The organism is Neobacillus sp. PS2-9 (assembly GCF_030915525.1).
GTDB lineage: Bacteria > Bacillota > Bacilli > Bacillales > Cytobacillaceae > Neobacillus.
This window is the reverse complement of record NZ_CP133269.1, coordinates 4961166-4985000: the sequence shown is the minus strand read 5'-3', so window position 1 is coordinate 4985000 and position 23835 is coordinate 4961166. Positions and strand designations below refer to the sequence as shown.

At 40.7% G+C, this 23835-nt stretch carries 20 protein-coding genes, 2 tRNA genes and 2 rRNA genes (1 of these 24 cut by a window edge); 22 read left to right on the top strand and 2 right to left on the bottom strand.

Annotated elements, in window-relative coordinates; all coding sequences use genetic code 11:
- The 8 genes from RCG25_RS24835 to tsaD form a co-directional block, all read left to right on the top strand.
- Positions 1–1565, top strand: a 23S ribosomal RNA gene (locus RCG25_RS24835) (it extends 1369 nt beyond the left edge of the window).
- Between the two features lie 80 nt (positions 1566–1645).
- Positions 1646–1762 (top strand): 5S ribosomal RNA (gene rrf / locus RCG25_RS24830).
- Positions 1763–1929: 167 nt separating this feature from the next.
- Positions 1930–2003: transfer RNA gene (locus RCG25_RS24825), tRNA-Met, on the top strand.
- A 3-nt stretch (positions 2004–2006) separates the two neighbouring features.
- Positions 2007–2083: transfer RNA gene (locus RCG25_RS24820), tRNA-Asp, on the top strand.
- A 198-nt stretch (positions 2084–2281) separates the two neighbouring features.
- The gene (gene tsaE / locus RCG25_RS24815) at positions 2282–2737 is read left to right on the top strand and encodes a tRNA (adenosine(37)-N6)-threonylcarbamoyltransferase complex ATPase subunit type 1 TsaE (RefSeq protein ID WP_308081472.1); all 456 of its coding nucleotides are present in this window, start codon (positions 2282–2284) and stop codon (positions 2735–2737) included.
- Positions 2734–3432, top strand: coding sequence for a tRNA (adenosine(37)-N6)-threonylcarbamoyltransferase complex dimerization subunit type 1 TsaB (tsaB, locus tag RCG25_RS24810; RefSeq protein WP_308081471.1), 699 nt, complete (start codon positions 2734–2736; stop codon positions 3430–3432). The genes tsaE and tsaB overlap by 4 nt, the downstream gene beginning before the upstream one ends.
- A gap of 21 nt (positions 3433–3453) precedes the next feature.
- Positions 3454–3903 carry a ribosomal protein S18-alanine N-acetyltransferase gene (gene rimI / locus RCG25_RS24805; protein WP_308081470.1) on the top strand — a complete coding sequence of 150 codons (450 nt, stop codon included), beginning with the start codon at positions 3454–3456 and terminating at the stop codon, positions 3901–3903.
- Complete coding sequence (gene tsaD / locus RCG25_RS24800; RefSeq protein WP_308081469.1) at positions 3900–4928, top strand: tRNA (adenosine(37)-N6)-threonylcarbamoyltransferase complex transferase subunit TsaD; 1029 nt, start codon at positions 3900–3902, stop codon at positions 4926–4928. Before rimI ends, tsaD begins: the two co-directional genes overlap by 4 nt.
- 51 nt (positions 4929–4979) lie before the next feature.
- Here the strand turns inward: tsaD and RCG25_RS24795 are convergent, their stop codons facing one another.
- A complete protein-coding gene (locus RCG25_RS24795) occupies positions 4980–7544 on the bottom strand; it encodes a substrate-binding domain-containing protein (RefSeq protein WP_308081468.1) in 2565 nt (854 codons plus the stop codon).
- A 260-nt stretch (positions 7545–7804) separates the two neighbouring features.
- Here RCG25_RS24795 and RCG25_RS24790 point away from each other — a divergent pair, with 260 nt between their 5' ends.
- From RCG25_RS24790 to RCG25_RS24750, 9 genes are all read left to right on the top strand, one after another.
- Positions 7805–8518 carry a LytR/AlgR family response regulator transcription factor gene (locus RCG25_RS24790; protein WP_308081467.1) on the top strand — a complete coding sequence of 238 codons (714 nt, stop codon included), beginning with the start codon at positions 7805–7807 and terminating at the stop codon, positions 8516–8518.
- A gap of 191 nt (positions 8519–8709) precedes the next feature.
- Positions 8710–9708, top strand: coding sequence for a LacI family DNA-binding transcriptional regulator (locus RCG25_RS24785; protein ID WP_308081466.1), 999 nt, complete (start codon positions 8710–8712; stop codon positions 9706–9708).
- Positions 9709–9877: 169 nt separating this feature from the next.
- Complete coding sequence (locus RCG25_RS24780; protein ID WP_308081465.1) at positions 9878–10699, top strand: sugar phosphate isomerase/epimerase family protein; 822 nt, start codon at positions 9878–9880, stop codon at positions 10697–10699.
- A gap of 26 nt (positions 10700–10725) precedes the next feature.
- The gene (locus RCG25_RS24775; protein ID WP_308081464.1) at positions 10726–11895 is read left to right on the top strand and encodes a substrate-binding domain-containing protein; all 1170 of its coding nucleotides are present in this window, start codon (positions 10726–10728) and stop codon (positions 11893–11895) included.
- Between the two features lie 27 nt (positions 11896–11922).
- On the top strand, positions 11923–13107 hold the full coding sequence (locus RCG25_RS24770; protein WP_308081462.1) for a levoglucosan dehydrogenase: 1185 nt from the start codon (positions 11923–11925) through the stop codon (positions 13105–13107).
- A 61-nt stretch (positions 13108–13168) separates the two neighbouring features.
- Complete coding sequence (locus tag RCG25_RS24765; protein ID WP_308081461.1) at positions 13169–14668, top strand: sugar ABC transporter ATP-binding protein; 1500 nt, start codon at positions 13169–13171, stop codon at positions 14666–14668.
- Positions 14649–15641 (top strand): ABC transporter permease, encoded by a 993-nt coding sequence (locus RCG25_RS24760; protein WP_308081460.1) that lies wholly within the window; start codon positions 14649–14651, stop codon positions 15639–15641. The genes RCG25_RS24765 and RCG25_RS24760 overlap by 20 nt, the downstream gene beginning before the upstream one ends.
- Positions 15642–15670: 29 nt before the next feature.
- Positions 15671–16861, top strand: coding sequence for a Gfo/Idh/MocA family protein (locus RCG25_RS24755; protein WP_308081459.1), 1191 nt, complete (start codon positions 15671–15673; stop codon positions 16859–16861).
- Complete coding sequence (locus tag RCG25_RS24750) at positions 16858–17826, top strand: sugar phosphate isomerase/epimerase family protein (RefSeq protein WP_308081458.1); 969 nt, start codon at positions 16858–16860, stop codon at positions 17824–17826. Before RCG25_RS24755 ends, RCG25_RS24750 begins: the two co-directional genes overlap by 4 nt.
- Before the next feature lie 506 nt (positions 17827–18332).
- Here the strand turns inward: RCG25_RS24750 and RCG25_RS24745 are convergent.
- Positions 18333–20252, bottom strand: coding sequence for an ABC-F family ATP-binding cassette domain-containing protein (locus RCG25_RS24745; RefSeq protein WP_308081457.1), 1920 nt, complete (start codon positions 20250–20252; stop codon positions 18333–18335).
- A gap of 168 nt (positions 20253–20420) precedes the next feature.
- Here RCG25_RS24745 and moaC point away from each other — a divergent pair, with 168 nt between their 5' ends.
- The 5 genes from moaC to RCG25_RS24720 all read left to right on the top strand — a co-directional run bounded on the left by moaC (position 20421) and on the right by RCG25_RS24720 (position 23829).
- On the top strand, positions 20421–20918 hold the full coding sequence (moaC, locus tag RCG25_RS24740) for a cyclic pyranopterin monophosphate synthase MoaC (protein ID WP_308081456.1): 498 nt from the start codon (positions 20421–20423) through the stop codon (positions 20916–20918).
- A 34-nt stretch (positions 20919–20952) separates the two neighbouring features.
- A complete protein-coding gene (locus RCG25_RS24735; RefSeq protein WP_308081455.1) occupies positions 20953–21606 on the top strand; it encodes a redox-sensing transcriptional repressor Rex in 654 nt (217 codons plus the stop codon).
- Between the two features lie 129 nt (positions 21607–21735).
- Entirely contained in the window at positions 21736–22359 is a 624-nt protein-coding gene (locus tag RCG25_RS24730) for a YhbD family protein (RefSeq protein ID WP_308081454.1), read from the top strand.
- Positions 22360–22371: 12 nt separating this feature from the next.
- On the top strand, positions 22372–23091 hold the full coding sequence (locus RCG25_RS24725) for a polymer-forming cytoskeletal protein (protein WP_308081453.1): 720 nt from the start codon (positions 22372–22374) through the stop codon (positions 23089–23091).
- Positions 23092–23106: 15 nt separating this feature from the next.
- On the top strand, positions 23107–23829 hold the full coding sequence (locus RCG25_RS24720; protein ID WP_308081452.1) for a cytoplasmic protein: 723 nt from the start codon (positions 23107–23109) through the stop codon (positions 23827–23829).
- The last annotated feature ends 6 nt before the right edge of the window (positions 23830–23835 follow it).

Sequence of the window (23835 nt, the reverse complement as noted above, 5' to 3'; positions counted from 1 at the left end):
TCGTCCGCTCAGGGTTAGTCGGGACCTAAGCCGAGGCCGAAAGGCGTAGGCGATGGACAACAGGTTGATATTCCTGTACCACCTCTTTATCGTTTGAGTGATGGGGGACGCAGGAGGATAGGGTAAGCGCGCTGTTGGATATGCGCGTCTAAGCAGTTAGGCTGGAAAGTAGGAAAATCCGCTTTCCGTGAAGGCTGAGCTGTGATAGCGAGGGAAATTTAGTACCGAAGTTCCTGATTCCACACTGCCAAGAAAAGCCTCTAGCGAGATAAAAGGTGCCCGTACCGCAAACCGACACAGGTAGGCGAGGAGAGAATCCTAAGGTGAGCGAGAGAACTCTCGTTAAGGAACTCGGCAAAATGACCCCGTAACTTCGGGAGAAGGGGTGCTTTTTGAGGTGAATAGCCTCGAAGAGCCGCAGTGAATAGGCCCAGGCGACTGTTTAGCAAAAACACAGGTCTCTGCGAAGCCGCAAGGCGAAGTATAGGGGCTGACGCCTGCCCGGTGCTGGAAGGTTAAGAGGAGGGGTTAGCTCACGCGAAGCTCTGAATCGAAGCCCCAGTAAACGGCGGCCGTAACTATAACGGTCCTAAGGTAGCGAAATTCCTTGTCGGGTAAGTTCCGACCCGCACGAAAGGCGTAACGATCTGGGCACTGTCTCAACGAGAGACTCGGTGAAATTATAGTACCTGTGAAGATGCAGGTTACCCGCGACAGGACGGAAAGACCCCGTGGAGCTTTACTGTAGCCTGATATTGAATTTTGGTACAGCTTGTACAGGATAGGTAGGAGCCTGAGAAACCGGAGCGCTAGCTTCGGTGGAGGCGTCGGTGGGATACTACCCTGGCTGTATTGAAATTCTAACCCGCACCCCTTATCGGGGTGGGAGACAGTGTCAGGTGGGCAGTTTGACTGGGGCGGTCGCCTCCTAAAGAGTAACGGAGGCGCCCAAAGGTTCCCTCAGAATGGTTGGAAATCATTCGTAGAGTGTAAAGGCACAAGGGAGCTTGACTGCGAGACCTACAAGTCGAGCAGGGACGAAAGTCGGGCTTAGTGATCCGGTGGTTCCGCATGGAAGGGCCATCGCTCAACGGATAAAAGCTACCCCGGGGATAACAGGCTTATCTCCCCCAAGAGTCCACATCGACGGGGAGGTTTGGCACCTCGATGTCGGCTCATCGCATCCTGGGGCTGTAGTCGGTCCCAAGGGTTGGGCTGTTCGCCCATTAAAGCGGTACGCGAGCTGGGTTCAGAACGTCGTGAGACAGTTCGGTCCCTATCCGTCGTGGGCGCAGGAAATTTGAGAGGAGCTGTCCTTAGTACGAGAGGACCGGGATGGACGCACCGCTGGTGTACCAGTTGTCTTGCCAAAGGCATCGCTGGGTAGCTATGTGCGGACGGGATAAGTGCTGAAAGCATCTAAGCATGAAGCCCCCCTCAAGATGAGATTTCCCATAGCGTCAAGCTAGTAAGAACCCTGAAAGATGATCAGGTTGATAGGTCAGAGGTGGAAGCGTGGTAACATGTGGAGCTGACTGATACTAATCGTTCGAGGACTTAACCAATTTTTAAAGCGAACTCGTAGTTTACAAACACTTCTTCTGCATTATCTAGTTTTGAGAGAACGATCTCTCTAACAAAATAGTCTGGTAATTATGGCGAGAAGGTCACACCCGTTCCCATACCGAACACGGAAGTTAAGCTTCTCAGCGCCGATGGTAGTTGGGACGAAAGTCCCTGTGAGAGTAGGACGTTGCCAGGCTGTTTTATCAATTTTTATACTTTTAATCGTCGCGGGGTGGAGCACGTTCGAATAATCTTCTTCGAATATTCTACAGCGCAACAATTGAGCCACTCCTTGAATAAGCTTTCCGAAATCGGGGCGGTCTTAAACAAAGAGCATGCTCAAAAATAATTTTATTTTACCGTCGCGGGGTGGAGCAGTCTGGTAGCTCGTCGGGCTCATAACCCGAAGGTCGCAGGTTCAAATCCTGTCCCCGCAATATGGTCCGGTAGTTCAGTTGGTTAGAATGCCTGCCTGTCACGCAGGAGGTCGCGGGTTCGAGTCCCGTCCGGACCGCCATATATATGCTAAAATCAAGTGCGAAACCAAGTTTCGGCTTTTTTTTATTTCATCTATTAGGTTTTTTTGCACATTAAGGTTATAATTATGTACACTACATATGGAAAAGCATCCTTAGGAGATATCCTAAGGTTTTTTTTGCACTTAAATAAGGTAAAATGAGAGTAAAGGATTGCTAGGAAAGTAAAAGGTGATTGAATGAACCAACTTGAATGGAAGACTACAAATTCTGAGGAAACCTCAACATTGGCCGAACGCTTGGCTCAGCTTTTACAGCCAGGTGATGTGATTGCCCTTGAGGGTGATTTAGGAGCCGGAAAAACGACCTTTACCAAAGGCCTTGCTAAAGGGTTGGAAGTTAAGAAAACCGTTAACAGCCCTACTTTTACAATTATTAAAGAATATAAGGGCAGGTTGCCCCTGTATCATATGGATGTCTATCGAGTAGCGGATGCTTTTGAAGATCTTGGTTTTGATGAATACTTTGAAGGGGACGGCGTAACAGTAGTGGAATGGGCTCATTTAATTGAAGAGCAGCTTCCACAAGAACTATTAACTATTTTCCTGTATCGTGAAGAGGAAGATCAAAGGAAAATGGTATTCGTGCCAAAGGGCAATAGATATGAGCAACTATGTAAGGAGATTTTTAGATGACTATATTGGCGATAGATACTTCAAACTATGCATTGGGAGTAGCGCTTTTAGAAGAGAATCAAGTATTGGGAGAATACATTACTAATTTAAAAAAGAATCACTCTGTTCGGATTATGCCGGCTATTGAAACTTTAATGAGTGATTGTGAACGGGTACCAGCAGATTTAACGAAGATTGTGGTTGCTAAAGGCCCTGGGTCTTATACAGGAGTAAGAATCGGTGTTACGATTGCAAAAACACTAGCATGGACTCTTAATATCCCTCTTGTGGGTGTTTCAAGTTTAGAAATTTTAGCCGCGGGAACTGGACGATATTTTGATGGAATGGTGTCTCCCTTGTTTGATGCTAGAAGGGGACAAGTCTATACAGGCTTATATCAATTTGTAGACGGAAAGCTTACAGTGAAGAAACAGGATCAGTTAGTGATGCTTGATGACTGGGTGGATAGGTTATTAGATATCGACAAGCCAATCATATTTGTAGGAAATGACCTGCCAATTCATAAAGCTAAAATTGAAGAAGTCTTGGGACCTAAAGCCATTTTTGCAAGTATGACAGAACATAACCCACGTCCAGCTGAACTAGCTTTATTAGGAAAAGAACAAGCTGGAGACGACCTACATTCTTTTGTACCAAATTATATACGTTTAGTAGAAGCGGAAGCCAAGTGGCTTGAAGCAAAAGGAAAAATATAAAATGGATAGGGAAAGAGAAATATGGTAGATTCTTATGTTTTTCGATATATGAGGGAAGAAGATATTGAACAAGTACTAGAGGTAGAACATGCGTCTTTTACTACTCCCTGGAGCAGGGAAGCATTTTATAATGAAATACACAATAATAAATTCGCTGTCTATATTGTCCTTGAGGAAGAAAATCAAATCATTGGCTATTGTGGAACATGGGTTGTCATTGATGAAGCACACGTGACGAACGTGGCCATAATGCCTGGGTATCGGGGAAAAAAGCTAGGGGAGGCATTAATGACAAAGCTAATGTCTGTCGCTAGGGAGTTAGGAGCTAGAAGTATGACACTTGAAGTAAGGGTAACGAATCATGTCGCACAATCCCTTTATCGGAAATTAGGATTTCAAAATGGCGGGATTCGAAAGAATTATTATTCAGATAACCAAGAAGATGCACTAGTAATGTGGGTGAATTTATGAAAAAAGATCAGTATATTTTAGCCATAGAAACAAGCTGTGATGAGACGGCAGTAGCGATCATTAAAAATGGTCGTGAGATTGCAGCCAATATCGTGGCATCTCAAATAGAAAGTCACAAGCGGTTTGGAGGGGTAGTACCTGAAATTGCCTCCCGTCACCATGTTGAGCAAATAACCATCGTGATGGAGGAAGCGTTGAATCAGGCAAACCTTACAATGGCTGACTTGGATGCCATTGCTGTCACAGAAGGTCCTGGATTAGTGGGTGCGCTATTAATTGGTGTAAATGCCGCAAAGGCTTTGGCGTTTGCCCATAATAAGCCGCTTGTACCGGTCCACCATATTGCCGGGCATATCTATGCAAACCGGCTGGTAACAGAAATGAAATTTCCATTGTTGTCTCTGGTGGTCTCTGGTGGTCATACAGAGCTTGTTTATATGAAAGAGCACGGTCACTTTGAAGTAATAGGTGAAACAAGAGATGACGCGGCTGGAGAAGCCTACGATAAGGTGGCAAGAACGTTAAATATGCCGTATCCTGGCGGTCCGCATATTGATCGCTTAGCACAGGGAGGAAGGCCAACGATTGATCTACCTAGAGCATGGCTGGAAGAAGGTTCATTTGACTTTAGTTTTAGCGGCTTGAAATCTGCTGTTATTAATACGGTCCACAATGCGGAACAGCGCGGTGAAACGATCGCACCTGAAGATCTTGCGGCAAGCTTCCAAGCGAGTGTCATTGAAGTACTGGTGAAAAAGACGGAAAAGGCTGTTGCCCAGTATGGGGTGAAGCAAGTATTAGTAGCAGGCGGGGTGGCAGCCAATAAAGGACTAAGAAATGCACTAGAAAAGGCGTTTGCTGACCAACCTGAAATTGAATTAGTGATTCCTCCGTTAGCCTTGTGCACCGATAATGCAGCTATGATTGCGGCAGCAGGAAGCATCATGTTTGAAAAAGGAATCAGAGCAGGTCTTGCGCTTAATGCGAATCCAGGATTGGATATTGAAATGCATAATAACGAGTAACCCTTCCTTATTGGAAGGGTTTTTTTCGTAAATGCTAGATAGAACCATTTTTTAAAAGAACCTTTGGATTGCCTCCGGAGCATCATTGTTATATACCAGCTTCCAGGCATCAAGAACGTTTTCTTTTGTTACTTTTAGCGCGGGGACAGCTACATAGGATGGTGCTTGTTTACCAAGTAGTGCGTATCCTGCCAAGAGCGCTTCAGCAACTCCCTGATGATAGGGCATCTGAGCACCAAGACCCTTGATAAGTCCATCCTTTGCCATTTCTAAAGCAACATTAGCACCTAAATCAATCGTCGTGATTACCAAATCATCTCTTCCTGCCGAACGCGCAGCAGCTAATGCTCCTTCAGCTGGTACATCCCATACGACAAATATTCCCTTTAAATCTGGATGTTTAGCAATCATGGAGGCAGCCACTTTCTCACTTTGATTTGGATCGATAATCCCGCAATGTTCGATGATTTTTATTTCATGGTATTTTTCTCTTATCGTCTTTTCAAATGCTTCTGTTCTTTGTTTAGTGGCAAAGAAATTAGCATCATGGTAGATTACTCCAATCTTACCTTTACAGTCTAATTGTTCTGCCATAATATGGGCAGCCTCTACACCATTTCCATAGTTATCAGCTGAAACGATACTGACATAATCCTTTCCAGGCTGTAAATCCTTTGGTATGTTTTCCATAAAAACCAGCTTGACACCAGATTGCCCCACATGTTTATAAGCAATTGCCGATGAAAGTGTGTCTACAGGAATACTGATAAGTATATCCGGCTTTTTGGTTAAAATTGTTTCGATATCAGCAAGTTGCTTTTCCCATTTAAATTGAGCATCTGTTACTGCAACTACTTCAATTCCCATTTTATCAAAAGTGGCCTTTAACCCGTTTATTACAGACCTTGACCAATCATTATTAGTATAGTGCATGGAAATAGCCGCCTTATAATTGTGTTCCTTCAGCATTTTCAAGTCTTTTAAAGATAACTGAAGAGTTTTTGCAGAAACTGCGGCTTCACCATGCGGCCCCGTGCTTAATATGCTATGTTCTGGAATATCTTGCTTTATCGTACTATTAAAGGTCTGACTTACGGTGTGCAAAAATTCTTTTATATCAATAGGTTTTGTCAGGTAATTACTAAATCCTATGGCTAAGGTATGTTGAATATCCTGGGGCATGGCATTGGCACTAACAGCAATTACAGGAATATCTTTTGTTTTAGCCCCTATTTTTAAAATGTCAAACACTTCATATCCATGGATATCTGGCAAGTCAAGATCAAGCAAAATTAAATCGACTTTTTCTGTCATTGCCATTTCTAATCCTTCTTTTCCAGTTCGAGCTAATAAGAGGTTATAGGAGGGCTGGGATTTCATGATGCTACTGACAAAGTGTAAGTTCGGCTCGTTATCTTCAATATACAGCAAATTAAAGTTATCTGCCTTTCCGTGATTTTCTAAAGGAGCTTTTACTCGCTCTCCCCATTGTACAGCTGCCTTTAATTCATTTGGGAGGGGGAGACTAAAGCAAAAATCACTGCCTTTTCCTTTTTTGCTCGATACACTAATTTCTCCTCCCATAAGATGCACCAGTTGTTTCACTAATGACAGTCCAATGCCAGTGCCTTCTTCTTGTGTCCCTTCAACACGATAAAATGGAACAAACACTTTATGATACTCTTCAATAGACAGTCCTACACCTGTATCCACGATATGAATCACCATTATATTTTCTTCTATATGAGAAATAATTTTTACTTTTCCACCCTCCCGATTATATTTAATGGCATTTTCGAGAAGATTGAGAAGGACTTGTTTAAGTCGAATGGAATCAGCAAGAATGAATGTGTTTTGCCATTGATTTAATTGTTTATGAATACGGATATTCTTCTTTTTAGCCAGTGGCTGGATGATATTAATACATTCATTGATAACAGTAAGAAAATCAATCTCTTCAATAGAGACCTTTAAGTTACCTGTCTCGATTCTTGATAAATCCAAAATATCATTTATTAAATTTAATAAGTGACCTCCTCCACTTAATATCTCATTCACATAATCGTGCTGTTCTTCACTTAAAGATTCATCCATTTCTAATAGCTGTGCAAAACCAAGTATTCCATTCAATGGTGTACGTAGTTCATGACTCATCTTTGAAAGAAATTCTGATTTGGCCATGTTTGCTTTTTCAGCCTCTTCTTTCATCTGAATGATGTCGTGTTCCATTTTTTGTCGCTCGGTAATTTCGGAAATAGTAACAAGGGCAGCCTGTCCCCCATCTTCATTTGTTTTTAGAGGTGTTGAATTAATGGAAAGCCATTTCCTGTCCTGAATCTTGTTAGTTACTCCAATAATAAAATTTTGAAAGGGAATACCCTTTTCAAGGGTGATAACATTTGGTAACTCGGAATAAAGTAACCGAGATCCATCATCTTTTACAAAATCAAGTTGCATCAAGGTGGATTCAGTTAAAAATTCAGCTTTAATACCTATTACCTTTTCAACATTGTCATTCAAAGGAATATACTTACCTGATTTTTCATGAATAAGTACGCATTCCGACATAGTCCGAAGAACTTCCTTATATAAGTTTCCTTTATCGATTGATTCCATTTTTTCCTCCTAACAATAGAACGAATAGTCATGGATTACTTGTAGCTTTCAGCTTCATTATAGCCAAGAAGGTCATTTTCGAGTATTCACTTTTTGGGAAAAAGTACTAAATAAATTATAGTTTGCAAGCGTTTACTTATTTTATTACAATTTATTAGAATCCTTTTTTATACTTCATCTAGTATATCAAGGAAAATGTCTGTAATCATACCATATAAGGGCTATTTATAACATACAAAAGAACTGGAAGGGGGATGAAAATGAGAATCCTGATTGCTGAGGACAATGCGTCATCTAGAAAATTGTTAAAGCATTTGATAAAACATATACCAAACTATCAAATTGTTGGAGAAGCAGTTAATGGAGAGGATTTAATTAACAAGGTAATGATAGAAAAACCCGACATCGCATTAGTCGATATTAATATGCCATTGTTAAACGGAATGGAGGCAGTGAAATCCTGTAAAAAAATTGTTCCATCTTTACAAGTAATCTTTATTACCGGCCATGATGAATATGCCTTAGAGGCTTTTGCTGTTCATGCAATCGATTACATTATCAAACCAATTGAGCGTGACAGGCTTTATTCTGCATTAGAGCGAGCATCTTCCTTAAAGAACCAGGATGTCATGATCCAGCAACCACGAGTCAAAAAAGAAATAATTGTAAAGCAACATCATTCCACTACCTTTATTCCTTTGGATGATATACTATTTATCGAGAGGGTAGATCGTAAATCGGTCATCCATATGCTAGATCAAAAAATCGAAATGAATGAGACGTTAACAAACCTAGAAGATTTGCTTGATTCACGCTTTGTTGTCTCCCATCGCTCTTATATCATAAATTTGCAGTATTTAATAAAAATAGAAGCAGTTGGTCAAATGTATATTGCTTACTTTAAAAATCACAATGAGACAGCAAAGGTTTCAAAACATAAGGTTACAGAACTACAAAAAAGTAAATCTATGTAAAAGTAAGGCTCAGTTACCTGAGTCTTATTTTTTTTGAAAATCTACTTTTTTTGTCCGTAGGGATTGATGCGTGATTTGTGAGGAAAGAATGGTGTATTGAATGGACGAAATCCTTGTCTGAAGCTAGTTAGACAGCAATTTTGTAATCGATTACAATCCATTTATAGAGCAGGAAAGGAAAAGATAATAAGATGGTTGGGATTGTGGATGTAGCAAAAAAAGCGAATGTTTCTACTGCCACCGTGTCTAGAGTGCTTAGTAAACCTGGAGCTGTAAGAGAAACGACGACGCAAAAAGTTTTACAAGCAATACAAGATCTAAATTACCAGCCGAATGCCTTAGCTCGTCAGCTTAGAAGACTTGAGACGAAAACTATATTAGTAGTTGTGCCAGATATTACAAATCCGTTTTTTTCAAAGGTGTTAAGAGGACTTGAGTCAGTGGCAGTTGCGAATGGTTACCAGGTCCTATTAGGGGATACCGGTAATGATGTGGAGCAAGAAACTGGGTACCTTAATATTTTGCAACAAAAAAAGGCAGATGGAATGGTGTTGTTAACCGCAAGAATGGATTCTCAGGCTATTGAAGAAGTATCTCGCTGTTATCCCGTTGTATTAGCATGTGAATATATTGAAGGTTCCAATATCCCTACTGTTTCTATTGATAATATCAGTGGTGCTCGAAAGGCCTCTGAATATTTAATAGAGTTGGGACATGAAAGAATTGGATGTATCACCGGTCCCCTTGATGTTGTATTGAGCCGGGATCGTCTAAAGGGGTTTTACCAGGCAATGGCTCAATGCAATTTGACCGTGGAGCCTGTTTTAGTGCAAGAGGGGGACTTCACTTTTGAAAGCGGTTTTAATCTTATGATGAAATTTTTTGCCCTTGGGGTTCTTCCGACAGCTGTGTTCGCTGCCAACGATGAAATGGCGATGGGGGCTATCAGAGCAGTGAAATCAAAAGGGTTAAGGGTGCCAGAGGATGTATCCATCATTGGATTTGATGATGTGAGGTTTGCCAGCATTTTTGAGCCAGCTCTCACTACCATTGCTCAACCAGCGTTTGAAATCGGCGAACATGCAATGGAGCTACTCATGAAACTCATCAATAAAGATGAAGTTATGAGAGAACAAGTTATTTTAGAAGATCAATTGGTGGTCAGAGAATCTTGTCAAAAGAACAAATAAAAATTTTTATTAAAAATGTAATCCATTACATTTTACCTTTGTTAGCAAGCTAATTCTGCGATTTTATCAAACAAAAATGCAATCGATTACATTTAGGGAGGTGATTCTGCTTTAGGAGATGCAATGGAACATGGCAGGGGTCATTACTTTAAAGATGGAGTGAATATAAATGAAACTTGGATATCAAACAAATACGTGGGGCGGCGTGGTTGGTCACCCAGCAGGAGTTACGTCGGTAAAGGATTTATACTACCTTGCTAATGGATCTACGGTGGAAGCGTTAAGAGATATCGCAGCAGCAGGATATACGGGCTTTGAAATATTTGATGGTAATCTAATGCAATTTGTTGATAAAAAAGAAGAATTTAGCTCATTGTTAAAGGAACTTTCGTTAACCTTAATTGGTGTCTATACCGGAGGCAACTTTATTTTCCCAGATATTTTGGAAGAGGAATTAACAAAGATTGAGCTAGTAGCCGCTTTTGCATCCGAATTAGGAGCAGAACATCTAGTAGTAGGTGGAGGAGCCATCCGTGGAAAAGGAATAAAAGAAAGCGATTACCCGGACTTAGGAAATGCTCTTAATAGAGTAGTAGAAATTGCTGAAAAATATAAGTTAATTGCTAGTTATCATCCGCATTTAGGGACAAACGTTCAAGCACCGGACCAGCTAGATAAATTAATGCCATTAACAAGAATTAATTTATGTCCTGACACTGCACACATCGAAGCAGGTGGAGGAGACCCTGTTGAAGTGATTAAAAAGTATGCAGACCGAATCAAGTATATCCATTTTAAAGATTACAAGGATGGAGAATTCGTTCCTTTGGGCGAAGGTAACCAAAACTTTAACGAAATGTGCCGCTTATTAAATGAAGCAAACTATGATGGCTGGATTACAGTGGAATTAGATAGCTATCCTAACCCAAAAGAGGGGGCAGAAATTAGTAGGTCCTATCTAGCAAAATTTGAGGTATTACAACAAATATAAGAAATGAATGAGAATGGGGGAGAAAAATGAAAAAATTATTTTCTATTTTAATGGTCGTTTTGTTTGTCAGCAGTATGGCCTTAATGGGGTGCAGCAAAGACAGTGCATCAACGGAAAAAAGCTCAGAAGCAGGAACAAAGGAATTAGCACCTGAAACTGGTCCAATTACGATTAACCCAGACCTTCCTGGTGATCAGGAGATTTTAAGTAAAGGTCCTCATGGAGAAAACGCCGTATCTGCTAAGACACTTCAATTGTCCGAAGAGGATGTTGCCAAAATTAAAGAGGGTAACTATAAAGCAGCAATAGTCATGCACTACGCAGGAAATGATTGGTCAACTGCTCAAATCGAAGGGTTAAAAGCTACACTAAAAAGAATGGGAATTGAAGTAGTAGCGGTAACAGATGCTCAATTCAAAGCAGAAAAGCAAGTCTCTGATATTGAAACTGTTCTTGCGAAAAAGCCGGATATCATTATTAGTATTCCAGTTGATCCTGTTTCTACTGCCGATGCTTACAAAAAGGCAGCTGATGCTGGGGTAAAGCTAGTATTTATGGACAACACGCCAAGTGGTCTTGAGGCTGGTAAGGATTATGTAAGTGTTGTTTCTGCGGATAACTATGGTAACGGTGTAGTAGCCGCCGATATTATGGCAGAAAAGCTCGGGAAAAAAGGGAAGATCGGAATGGTTTTCCATGATGCAGACTTCTTTGTAACGAAGCAAAGGACCGATGCATTTGAAAAAACAATGAAGGAAAAATACCCAGATATTAAAATCGTAGCACGCGGTGGTATTACGGATCCGAACCAAGGTGAGAAAGTTGCTTCTGGGATGTTAACAAAAAACCCCGATTTAGATGGAATTTTTGCAGTATGGGATGTTCCGGCTGAAGGTGTTTTGGCAGCTGCCCGCACAGCAGGAAAAGATAACCTTGTCATTACCACTATTGATTTAGGAACCAATGTGGCTTTAGAGATTGCCCAAGGAGGCATTATTAAAGGGCTAGGTGCTCAGCTTCCATATGACCAAGGAATCTCAGAGGCAATTTTAGCTGGATATGCTTTACTTGGAAAGGAAGCACCACCATATGTAGCCGTTCCATCTTTACAAGTAACAAAGGAAAATGTCTTAGATTCTTGGAAGCTTGTATACCATAAGGATGCTCCAGATTCAATTCAGAACGCAGCAAAATAACATTTAATATAATTGGGGGAAAATATAATGAAAAAGCTAAATGTAGGTATGATTGGTGGAGGATTTATGGGAAAAGCACATGCTCTTGCATATGCAGGGATGCCGATGTTCTTTTGGCCGGCACCAGCTGTTCCACACCGCCATACCGTAGTCGATGTAAACGATCAATTAGCCAAGGATGCAGCAGATCGTCTTGGATTTGAACACTATTCATCTAATTGGAGAGAAGTCGTAGCTAATCCAGACATTGATATTATTGATATCGTGACACCTAATGATTCTCATGCTGAAATCGCAATTGCGGCAGCGAAAGCTGGTAAGCATATCATTTCTGAAAAGCCGTTGGCAAGAAATGCTGCCGAGGCAAAAACGATGTTAGATGCAGTTAACGTAGCTGGAGTAAAGCATATGGTCGCGTTTAACTATAGAAGAACGCCAGCCGTAGCGCTTGCGAAGAAATATATTGAAGAAGGAAGAATCGGTAAAATTCTTAACTTCCGTGGAACGTATTTACAAGATTGGTCTGCAGATCCTAACTCACCACTATCTTGGCGTTTCCAGAAAAAAATTGCAGGTTCTGGTGCTTTAGGCGATATCGGTACACATGTTATTGATTTTGCCCGCTATCTTGTAGGTGAAATTTCAGATGTTAATGCAGTTGCGAAAACATGGATTCCAGAACGTCCGGTGCAATCAGGCGGTGCAGATAAATTAGGTACTGTTAAGGGTGGGGAAGATGTTCCAAAAGCGGCAGTTGATGTAGATGATGAATTTACTACACTTGTGAAATTTGCTAACGGTGCCATTGGTAGTATCGAAGCCACTCGTAATGCATGGGGCCGCAATAATTTCCTAACATTTGAGATTCATGGTGAAAAAGGTTCCTTATATTTCAATTATGAGCGCCGTGATGAACTTCAGGTTTGTTTTGCTGATGATCCAGGAGATGCAAAAGGCTTTAGAACCGTTTATACAGGACCAGCTCATCCATATGGAGAAGGACTATGGCCTATCCCAGCTTTAGGTATTGGTTATGGAGAAACAAAGATTATTGAAACCTACGATTTTCTAAAATCGATTGTAGAAGATACCAATGTTTCACCTGATTTCCTTGATGGTTATCAAATCGCTGTAATTTCGGACGCGATTCTTGAATCTGCAGAAAAAGGTGTTTGGGTTAACTTAAATAAAAGTGTAGCAAACGTACGTTAATAAAATGATAGAGGCTGCTCAGTGAGTGAGTAGCCTCTTGTAAAAAAAGAGGGTGATGGACTTGGAACAGACAATTCTTAAAATGGAAAATATCTCAAAGTCCTTTAATGGAATTACCGTTTTAAAATCAGTGGGATTCTCGGTAGAAAAGGGGGAAGTTCATGCCCTCATGGGTGGAAATGGAGCTGGGAAATCCACGTTAATGAAAATATTAACCGGTGTTTATAAAGCTGATTCTGGAGATATTTTTATTGATGAAAAACCGGTTTCAATAAAGAATACAAATGATGCAAGAGCCAATTATATTTCAATGATTTACCAAGAATTTAGCTTAATTCCTACATTAACCGTTGCACAAAATATTTTCTTAACTAGAGAATCGAAGAATGCATTTGGATTACTAAACGATAAAGAAGGTATTGAACGGACAAGAGAGTTATTAAAAGAACTTGAAGTAGATATTGATCCCAATGAAGTAGTCGAAAATTTAGGAGTAGGTTTTTGGCAGATGACGGAAATTGCCAAAGCATTATCCCAAGAAGCGAAAATCCTCATTATGGACGAACCAACGTCTTCATTAACCAAGAAAGAAACGGAAGTTCTCTTCTCTTTCATTAATAAATTAAAGCGAAAAGGAATTTCTATTATATATATATCCCACCGTATGGATGAAATTTTTGAGATTTGTGATCGCATCACGATTCTCCGAGACGGCAAAAATGTAGTAACAGAACACTGTGAATCTACCAGTTTAGAAGCTGTTATTCAGCATATTGTTGGGGCGGAGTTAGATAAGGCGTTCGACTGGAAGGAACGTATTTATTCTATGGATGTCACCCCTGCTTTGGAAGTAAAAGAGTTAGCATCAGGAACAAAGGTTCAGGATATTAATTTTAAGCTATATCCTGGTGAAATCTTAGGGGTAGCGGGTCTGATGGGAAGCGGAAGGTCTGAAATGGCACGTTCCATATTTGGAATAGACCCGAAAGAAAAAGGAGAAATTTTTGTTAAGGGCAATAAAGTGTCTGTGAAGAGCCCGAATGACGGGATTAAAGAAGGGCTTGCCTTGATTCCTGAGGACCGAAGAGTTCAGGGGTTAGTTCTCGACCATTCGGTTAAAGATAATTTAATCCTCCCTTTTGTAAAGAATCTTAAAAAAGGAATTTTTCTCGATGAGAAAAAAGCCAATAGACTCTCAGAGCAATTAGTGGAAAAGTTAAATATTAAGACGGATGATATTTTTAAAACGACTAAATTATTATCAGGGGGTAATCAACAAAAGATTGTTTTGGCTAAATGGTTATCAAATAATCCGGATGTTCTTATACTAGATGAGCCAACCATCGGTGTGGATATTGGTGCCAAAACAGAGATTATGGATATTATTCGCGAACTGGCTGACAATGGTAAGGCCATAATCGTCATTTCTTCGGAACTTCCTGAACTTTTAGCAGTAAGTGACAGGGTTATTGTTCTCCATGAGGGCAAGGTCACGAAGGACATTAAAAGAGCAGAGATAAACACAGAGGAGGAGCTTCAACATGCTATCCAAGGATATTAAAGTAAATGAACCAACAATTAGAACAAACCCTCAGCTGAAAAAGAAATTCGAATGGCGTAACTATATAGTCTACTTTGCCTTTATAGGTGTTTTAATCTATTTTTCTATGACTCTTTTAGATGATGGCTTTCTATCGTCTACTAACCTTTTAAATATTGTACGACAAACAGCGATGATTTCGATTATGGCGGTAGCTATGACGTTTGTCATTAGCACAGGGGAAATTGACTTATCCGTAGGATCGGTCACAGCTTTATCCTCTTTAACAGCAGCCTTAGCTTTACAAGCAGGTTTTGGGATCGTCGGCGGTCTGATTGCTGGTGTGGGAACCGGATTAATAATTGGATTAATCAATGGTTTGTTGATTACGAAAGTAGCCATACCATCCTTCCTTGTGACATTAGGGATGATGGGTATTATAAAGGGTGCGGCGATGTGGGTTACAAATACCGCACCGGTCCCAATTGTAGATGTTAATTTTAACTTCTTATTCGGTTCTGGAGATATTGGCACTGTGCCCATTCTATTAATTTGGACGCTCCTAGTAACAATCGTAGGGCATGTTCTTTTACGAAAAACAGCATTTGGAAGACAGACCTTAGCAACAGGTGGAAATGAAAATGCAGCTAAATTTTCTGGAGTAAAGACAGCAAAAATTAAACTAATGGTCTTTTTAGGAACGGGTTTAATGGCTGGATTCGCTGGAATTTTATATGCTGGGCGGATGCATGCAGGAAGATTTACCTTCGGTGAAGGGGATGAGTTATCAGTTATCGCGGCTGTCATTCTTGGCGGAACTAGTCTTTTTGGCGGAGTGGGAACAGTTATTGGAACTGTTATTGGTTCCCTTATGATTGGAACGATTAATAACGGCCTAATTATTATGGGGCTTGATGTCAGTCAACAAATGATTATTAAAGGTTTGATTATCATTCTTGCTGTTGCCTTCGGGAAAAAAGCCGTTTCTAAATAATTCATCATTCAGGGGAGGAGAATATCAAAATGGAAAAAATAAAGGTGGGAATAATCGGGACAGGTTTTATTGGACCAACACATATAGAGGCAGTGAGACGACTAGGGTTTGTAGAAGTGATTGGTCTAGCAGAGTCAAATCAGGAGGCTGCTGAAAAAAAAGCAGCTGAGCTTGGTATTCCTAAGGCATATGGTGATTACAAGGACATGCTGCAGGATGAAGAAATTCAGGTGGTACACAATTGTACACCGAATCACCTTCATTTTCAAATTAATAAAGAGATCATTTTAGCGGGTAAGCATGTGCTTTCGGAAAAACCGCTTGCCGTTTCTAGCCAACAATCGGCTGAATTGTTAGCATTGGCACGAGAACATCAAGTGGTTCATGGTGTTAATTTTAACTATAGACAATTCCCATCAGTCCGCCAACTAGAATCCATGGTTCGAAATGAGGAGTTAGGAAAAATAAACCTTGTTCATGGCAGTTATCTTCAAGATTGGCTTTTATATGAAACAGATTACAATTGGCGTTTAGCACCTGAAGTTGGCGGAAAATCACGTGCAGTGGCAGATATTGGTTCCCACTGGTGTGATACGGTTCAATATGTAACAGGAAAGAAGATTGCTGAGGTATTTGCAGATTTGGGCACGGTCCATCCGACCCGAAAAAGGCCAAAACAGAATGCTGCTACGTTTGGAGTGAACGCTGGAACTAGGGAAGCTCAGGAACAGCAATTTGAAGATGTTCCCGTAAATACAGAAGATCTTGCATCTGTTCTCGTTCGATTTGATGATGGAACACGTGGTGTATTTACTGTTTCACAGGTAAGCGCTGGACGGAAAAATCGGTTAAGTTTTGAAATTAATGGTAGCCTTGGTTCTGCATTTTGGAACCAAGAAGAACCTGAAAAAATTTGGATTGGTAATCGAAATAGTCCGAATGGAGTGTTACTTGCAGATCCTGGATTGTTCAATCCAGACGTGAATTCAGCTATTCACCATCCTGGAGGGCATAACGAAGGCTGGCCAGATGCATTGAAAAATATGATGTTACATTTCTATTCTTTTATTCGTGATGGAAAAAATTTATCGACCGATCGACCTACATTTGCAACCTTTGAAGATGGTCATCTATCAATGCTTATTACGGATGCAATCTTAGAAAGTCATGAGCATCAAAAATGGACAATGGTGCAAGTGGAACAGGGGGTGCAACAGTGAAATTAGGTCTCTTTACTGTTCCTTATCAGGGCTTGTCTTTTGATGCGATGTTGGATAAGATGTGTGAGCTAGGGATTGAAGCGATTGAATTAGGTACGGGAAATTATCCTGGGAATCATCATTGTAATCCAGATGTATTACTAGATGAACAGGAAAAAATAAAGGCGTTTAAAAAGGCAGTGGAAAGCAGAGGGTTGATGGTTAGTGCTCTAAGCTGTCATGGGAATCCACTCCATCCCGATCAAACCATTGCTCAAAAAGCACATGATGTATGGCGTAAAACGGTGTTGCTTGCTGAACAATTAGAAGTACCGGTTGTCAATACGTTTTCGGGGTGTCCAGGTGATCATCCTGGTGCGAAATACCCAAATTGGGTGACCTGCGCTTGGCCGCCGGATTTTTTGGAAATTTTGAACTGGCAATGGAATGAACAAGTTATTCCTTATTGGAAGGAAGAAGCGCAATTTGCGAAAGAGCATGGAATAAAGGTAGCTTTTGAAATGCATCCAGGATTTGTCGTATACAACCCGGAAACTCTTTTGAAGATTAGAGAGCATGCAGGTAATAATATTGGAGCAAACTTTGATCCGAGCCACATAATCTGGCAAGGAATTGATCCTGTTGAAGCTATTAAAACTTTAGGTCGAGAGAAAGCGATTTTCCACTTCCATGCAAAGGACACCTATTTAGACGATTCCAATATCCGAAAAAATGGTGTTTTAGATACAAAGCACTATAGTGAAATCGTCAATCGCTCCTGGTCGTTTCGTTCGGTTGGTTATGGTCAGGAAGAAAAGGTTTGGAAAGACATTGTCAGTATACTTCGTGCGGTTGGATATGATTATGTCCTATCGATTGAACACGAAGACATGTTAGCATCCATTGATGAAGGTTTAGGTAAAGCCATCACTCTGCTAAAAGGTTCCCTTTTTAAAGAGAAGAACGTCGATATGTGGTGGGCATAAAACTTTTTAATGGGTTTATTGAAATAGAATGTAAACAAAAGAGCCAATTTGCAATTAGTTGTGGATAAAAAGACTTCCCAGATAAGAAATCTTTTTTTTGCAGTGTAATTACTTTGCATTTAAAAACGAGTGTTTTTGTGGATAATTATTTTCTAAAAAAGTCTCATCATGAAAAAATGTGGATAAGTGCATGTGATAATGTGGATAATGTGGATAAAAACAGTATTTACTGTGGATAATGTGGAAAAGTGTGTGGAGTAACTGAAATAGTAAGCTTTGAAATGTAGATAAGGCTGTGGAAAAAGGGCGGTTTTATTAAAATTTGTAGATAAATGATGAAAGTGTGTAGAAAAAATTGAAAAATGTGTAGAAATAATCGGAAAGTGTGTAGAAATATCGCTGATTTGTGTAGAAAAACAACAAAAGTGTGTAGAAAAAACTCCCCCAGTACATAGACAGACATAACTATAGCAAAAAAACCGGGCGCATCCGCCCGGTTTTTCCTATTAATCTGCCAGCTCAGCCCACTCTTCCATCAAGTGCTCAAGCTCTGCCTTCGCTTTTTCGCTTTTTATGTTAATTTCTAACACTTTTTCGTGATTTTGAAAAACCTCTGGGTTACATAACTGCTGTTCGCACTCCTGAATCTGTTCCTCAAGCTCTTCAATCCGTAACTCGATTTCTTCTAATTTCCTTTTGCGCTGGCGCTCCAGCTTTTTGCTTTCTTTATCCTGTTGATAAGAGTTCTTCTCGAAAGCTTCTTGCTGAGCAGCCTTTTTAGACGATTCAGCTAGTGCTAATGCAGCCAATTCTTCCTGCTCGAGCTTCTTTTCAAGATAATAATCATAATCCCCAAGGTACTCCATGCTGCCATGTCTGCTTAATTCCAATACCTTAGTGGCAATCCGGTTTATAAAATACCGGTCATGGGACACAAACAAAATGGTTCCGGGATAATCAATTAGTGCATTCTCAAGGACTTCCTTACTATCAAGGTCCAGGTGGTTCGTAGGCTCGTCAAGAATGAGAACATTGGCCTTTTCTAGCATCAGCTTCGCAAGTGCTAATCGAGCTTTCTCCCCGCCGCTAAGAGTGGAGACTATTTTTAACACATCATCACCAGAGAATAAGAAGTTTCCAAGAACGGTTCGGATTTCTTTTTCATTTTTCAGTGGATAATCATCCCAAAGCTCATTTAATACACGCTTATTAGAGGTTAATTCCGCCTGTTCCTGATCGTAATAGCCAATGGAAAGGTTTGTTCCATAATGGATAGTTCCGGCAAGGGCAGGGAGCTTCTTAATAATCGTTTTTAAAAGCGTAGACTTACCAATTCCATTTGGACCCACAAGAGCAATGCTTTCTCCCTTAAAGGCCCGGAACGAGATCGCCTCAGATACCTTCTCACCACTGTAGCCCACAGCAAGAGAATCGACAGTTAATACATCATTCCCGGTTTGTCTTTCAATTTCAAAAGCGAAAGTGGCAGACTTTTCATCACCAAGAGGTCGGTCCATTATGTCCATTTTCTCAAGCTTTTTCCGGCGGCTTTGCGCTTGTTTGGTGGTGGACGCTCTCGCTAGATTCCGTTGGATAAAATCCTGTAAATTAGCGACCTCTTGCTGTTGTTTTTCATAAACCTTCAAATTGCGCTCATAATTGGCCGCTTTTTGTTCAAGGTAAGAACTATAGTTACCCGGAAAACGTTGGATTTGCTTGCGGGATACTTCATAGACCTGATTCACGACTTTATCTAAGAAGTAGCGGTCATGAGAGACGATTAAGATCGCGCCATCATACCCCTGCAAATATTGCTCCAGCCATGAAAGGGTATCAATATCCAGATGGTTGGTAGGCTCGTCCAATATTAAAATATCAGGTTTTGTTAGCAGTAATTTCCCCAAAGCAAGGCGGGTTTTTTGACCACCGCTTAAACTAGCAATCATGAGAGAATGATCCTGGAAATTTAAACCGTGTAGAACCGAGCGAATGTCAGCTTCAAACTGGTATCCGCCCTGTTCCTTGAATTGTACCTGGAGGGTATCATATTCTTTCAGCACCCGTTCGTACTTGCTTGGGTCTTCAAACACAGAAGGCTCGGCCATTTGCTCTTCCAGTTTGCGGAGCGATTTTTCCATGATTTGAAGGGGTTCAAATACGGTTAACATTTCGTCCCAAATGGTCAATTTGGATTCTAATCCTGTGTTTTGAGCTAAGTACCCAATGGTTACTTCTTTTGGTTTGATGATTTCGCCGCCATCATGAGACAAATGTCCGGCAATAATCTTTAATAAGGTCGATTTTCCGGCACCATTACGGCCAACTAGGGCCACACGGTCTCTCGTTTGTAATTCTAGCTTTATATTCGATAAAATAAGGTCAGCACCATAATATTTTTGTAATTGATTTACTTGCAATAAAATCATTTTATTCACCTCTATTACTTAGGACTAGTGTACCGTATAAGCGGAATGACAGCAATAACTCGGACTCTTCTAGGTGCTGTTCTTTTAAAAAATCTAGTGATTCGTTCAAAGTTTCACACACATAAAAGGAAAAATAGTGTATTATTTTTTGGTAGGAGGATTTTTTATATGGCCGAATTTACGCATTTTAATGAAGAAGGCAGAGCAAAGATGGTAGATGTCAGCGATAAGCCTGAGACAGCACGTACTGCTCTTGCTCATTCTAGCATAACTGTAAGTAAAGAGATTTTTTACAAAATAACCCATCATGAGATGAAGAAGGGCGATGTACTAGCTGTTGCCCAAGTTGCAGCCGTGATGGCGGCAAAAAAAACATGGGATATTATTCCTATGTGTCATCCCATCCCACTGACAGGTGTGAATATTTCTTTTGCATGGGAAGAGGAGCAAACAGGGAACTTTCAATTACATATTGAGGCAGCGGTGAAAACAAAGGGGAATACAGGTGTGGAAATGGAAGCGCTCACAGCTGCATCTACTTGTGCTTTAACCGTTTATGATATGTGCAAGGCAGTCGATAAAGGGATGGTTATTGGGCCAACCTATTTAGTGGAAAAAACAGGCGGTAAAAACGGTGATTTTAGAAGAAATGAACAGGTTAAATAAGAGTTAAAAAACCATTCATGGGGTGTGGGAGAATATGAGTAACGAAACGATGAAAATACCACAGGCGACAGCGAAACGGCTGCCCCTCTATTATCGATTTTTAAAGAACCTGCATACTTCCGGCAAACAAAGAGTTTCATCTGCAGAGTTAAGTGAAGCGGTAAAGGTAGACTCGGCAACGATTCGCCGTGACTTTTCCTATTTTGGGGCATTAGGTAAGAAGGGGTATGGCTATAATGTTAATTATTTGTTAACCTTTTTCCGGAAAACGCTGGATCAGGATGAATTAACAAAGGTTGCGTTAATTGGGGTCGGTAATTTGGGGACTGCCTTTTTAAATTATAACTTTTTAAAAAATAACAACACGAAGATCGAGGTCGCGTTTGATGTCGATCCGGAAAAAATGGGTACAACGATTCGCGAAGTTCCAGTTCATCATATGGATGATTTGGAGAAGGTATTAGAAAATAGTGATATTCAGGTGGCTATTTTAACGGTGCCAGCTCCTGTTGCGCAAATGATAACGGACCGACTGGTAAAAGCGGAAGTTAAAGGGATTCTAAACTTTACGCCTGCTCGGTTAAATGTACCAGGGTCGATTCGGGTTCACCATATTGACCTGGCAGTGGAACTGCAATCATTGGTTTACTTTTTAAAGCACTATCCAACAGTGGATGTAGAGGAATAGAACATGATAATAAGGCCTCTTACGATGATTCAATCGTAGGAGGTGTTTTTATTGCAAAAATTTGTAAGTTATAACTTTACACGCGTAACAGTGTTATGTTACATTGATAAATAGAAAGGGGTTTTTATCATGAGTGAGGAGTTAATCTCAAAAAAAGACCTATTAGAATTTGCGAGAATTTCCTATGGACAGTTATATAGATGGAAGCGAAAGGACCTTATTCCAGAAGAATGGTTCATACGTAAATCAACCTTTACTGGGCAGGAGACCTTTTTTCCAAAAGAGAAGATCCTAGAAAGAATCAATAAAATCCAAACAATGAAAGAAAATTTATCACTAGATGAACTGGCAGACATGTTTTCACCAAATATTTCTGACTTGCAGCTAGGAAAAGACGAGCTAGTAAAACGTAACATTGTTTCATCTGCTGTTATGAATTTTTACCTTGAGAATGAAAAAGGAAGCCCTACGTTTACGATTACTAGGATGCTTGAAGTATATGTGCTTGAGAAGCTTCTGCAATCTGGTGAGATTAATCAAGATGAAGGAAAGATGCTGCTTCAGGTGTTAAAGGAGCATGCTGCTTTAATCAAACAAAAAAGCTGTGAATTAGTCATAACAAGGAAACTTGGGGTGTCATCGTGTCTCTTGCTCATTAACGCAGAAGCGATGCATATGGATTTGGGGACGAAAATGGTTGTGCAGCTCTCACTGATGTCGTGTATGGAAGAGATCAAAGCAAAATTATTATAAAGGAGAATATACATGGATATGAAGGAAAGAGGAGACTTAGTCATCAATGGTTTCGGTGCTTCAAATGGTGGGGCGTTCCGCCAGGTCATATTGAATGGATTCGGAACGGTTAACAGTGATGTTGATTGCGTGGAGTTTGAAAGTAATGGCTTCGGGACCGTGGATGGGAATGTGACAAGTGAACAGACGAAAATAAACGGTAAAGCAAAGGTCAAGGGAACGATTGAATCCCAGCAACTATCGATAGATGGAACGGCAAAGATTGGCGAAAATCTATATGTGAAAAAATTAAAGGTTTCCGGCAAGGCGTCTGTTGGTGGAAAAGTCAAAAGTGAGGAAATCAAAATTAATGGGGTGTTAAGGGTAGAAGGAGATTGTGAGGCAGAGATTTTTAAAGCAGATTCTCAATTTGCTATAGGCGGGTTATTAAATGCCGAACAAATTACGATTCAACTTCATGGCCCATGTAAGGCAAAAGAAATCGGCGGTGAAACCATTTTGGTGAAACATAGAGGTTCCTTTTTCGAAAGTCTCATTAAACCGTTGTTTTCCACTCAGCTCGAAGTGGAATTCATTGAAGGAGACAAAATTGAACTAGAGAATACCATTGCCAAGGTGGTACGGGGGAATCAGGTAAAGATTGGCCGGAATTGCCAAATTGGTGTCGTAGAGTACCGGGAAGATTTTTCACAACATAAAAATGCTGTCGTCAAAGAAAGTATCAAAGTGTAATAGGGGGGTAGGAAAATGGAGAAAACCAGTAACCTGATCATAAATGGTTCGGGGAGTTATCCTGGCGGCCAATATAGAAAAATCAGCATAAGAGGAGAAGGAACCATCGTCAATAACGTCGACTGCTCCAGCTTTCATGTATATGGAACAAGTGAGGCGTGCGAAAATGTGAAAACACGCTCTGCTAAAATCTTGGGTGAAGCAGAGGTCAAAGGATCGATGGAGGCAGAGGAAGCACTCGTTATGGGCACAATGACCGTGGGCGGGAAGGCACATTTGAAAAAAATGAAGATTTTTGGCTTGTTAGAGACGGATGACCGATTAATTGGCGAGTCAGCCGTTATTAAAGGAAGTATCTCTGTAAAAGGTGATGTCGCGTATGAGAAATTTGACTCGAGCGGCGGCTTTGAGATTAAGGGGTTGCTCTCTGCCGACACCGTTAAAATTCTACTGAGCTTTGGTGAGAGCACAGCGGAGGAAATTGGCGGCGGGAAGATTTCGGTAAAAAGAGGATCCTGGTTTATACCATTCACCAATATTCCACTCTCAAAGAGAGCGGGTTTTCTCGATGCAAAAGTCATCGAAGGCGATGAGGTGTACTTAGAAAACACAAAAGCAGCAATCGTTCGGGGAAATATTGTGAAAATCGGTCCTGGATGTGACATCGGTTTGGTGGAGTATAGAGACGATTTGGTACATGACCCTAGCGCCACTATAAAAACAAAAACGAAGGTTTAGAGGGGG

What these genes read in the sequence shown, in the direction of transcription:
- tsaE (WP_308081472.1), top strand. Translation starts at nt 2,282, where the DNA reads ATGAACCAACTTGAATGGAAGACTACAAATTCTGAGGAAACCTCAACA.
- tsaB (WP_308081471.1), top strand. Translation starts at nt 2,734, where the DNA reads ATGACTATATTGGCGATAGATACTTCAAACTATGCATTGGGAGTAGCG.
- rimI (WP_308081470.1), top strand. Translation starts at nt 3,454, where the DNA reads ATGGTAGATTCTTATGTTTTTCGATATATGAGGGAAGAAGATATTGAA.
- tsaD (WP_308081469.1), top strand. Translation starts at nt 3,900, where the DNA reads ATGAAAAAAGATCAGTATATTTTAGCCATAGAAACAAGCTGTGATGAG.
- RCG25_RS24795 (WP_308081468.1), bottom strand. Translation starts at nt 7,544, where the DNA reads ATGGAATCAATCGATAAAGGAAACTTATATAAGGAAGTTCTTCGGACT.
- RCG25_RS24790 (WP_308081467.1), top strand. Translation starts at nt 7,805, where the DNA reads ATGAGAATCCTGATTGCTGAGGACAATGCGTCATCTAGAAAATTGTTA.
- RCG25_RS24785 (WP_308081466.1), top strand. Translation starts at nt 8,710, where the DNA reads ATGGTTGGGATTGTGGATGTAGCAAAAAAAGCGAATGTTTCTACTGCC.
- RCG25_RS24780 (WP_308081465.1), top strand. Translation starts at nt 9,878, where the DNA reads ATGAAACTTGGATATCAAACAAATACGTGGGGCGGCGTGGTTGGTCAC.
- RCG25_RS24775 (WP_308081464.1), top strand. Translation starts at nt 10,726, where the DNA reads ATGAAAAAATTATTTTCTATTTTAATGGTCGTTTTGTTTGTCAGCAGT.
- RCG25_RS24770 (WP_308081462.1), top strand. Translation starts at nt 11,923, where the DNA reads ATGAAAAAGCTAAATGTAGGTATGATTGGTGGAGGATTTATGGGAAAA.
- RCG25_RS24760 (WP_308081460.1), top strand. Translation starts at nt 14,649, where the DNA reads ATGCTATCCAAGGATATTAAAGTAAATGAACCAACAATTAGAACAAAC.
- RCG25_RS24755 (WP_308081459.1), top strand. Translation starts at nt 15,671, where the DNA reads ATGGAAAAAATAAAGGTGGGAATAATCGGGACAGGTTTTATTGGACCA.
- RCG25_RS24745 (WP_308081457.1), bottom strand. Translation starts at nt 20,252, where the DNA reads ATGATTTTATTGCAAGTAAATCAATTACAAAAATATTATGGTGCTGAC.
- moaC (WP_308081456.1), top strand. Translation starts at nt 20,421, where the DNA reads ATGGCCGAATTTACGCATTTTAATGAAGAAGGCAGAGCAAAGATGGTA.
- RCG25_RS24735 (WP_308081455.1), top strand. Translation starts at nt 20,953, where the DNA reads ATGAGTAACGAAACGATGAAAATACCACAGGCGACAGCGAAACGGCTG.
- RCG25_RS24730 (WP_308081454.1), top strand. Translation starts at nt 21,736, where the DNA reads ATGAGTGAGGAGTTAATCTCAAAAAAAGACCTATTAGAATTTGCGAGA.
- RCG25_RS24725 (WP_308081453.1), top strand. Translation starts at nt 22,372, where the DNA reads ATGGATATGAAGGAAAGAGGAGACTTAGTCATCAATGGTTTCGGTGCT.
- RCG25_RS24720 (WP_308081452.1), top strand. Translation starts at nt 23,107, where the DNA reads ATGGAGAAAACCAGTAACCTGATCATAAATGGTTCGGGGAGTTATCCT.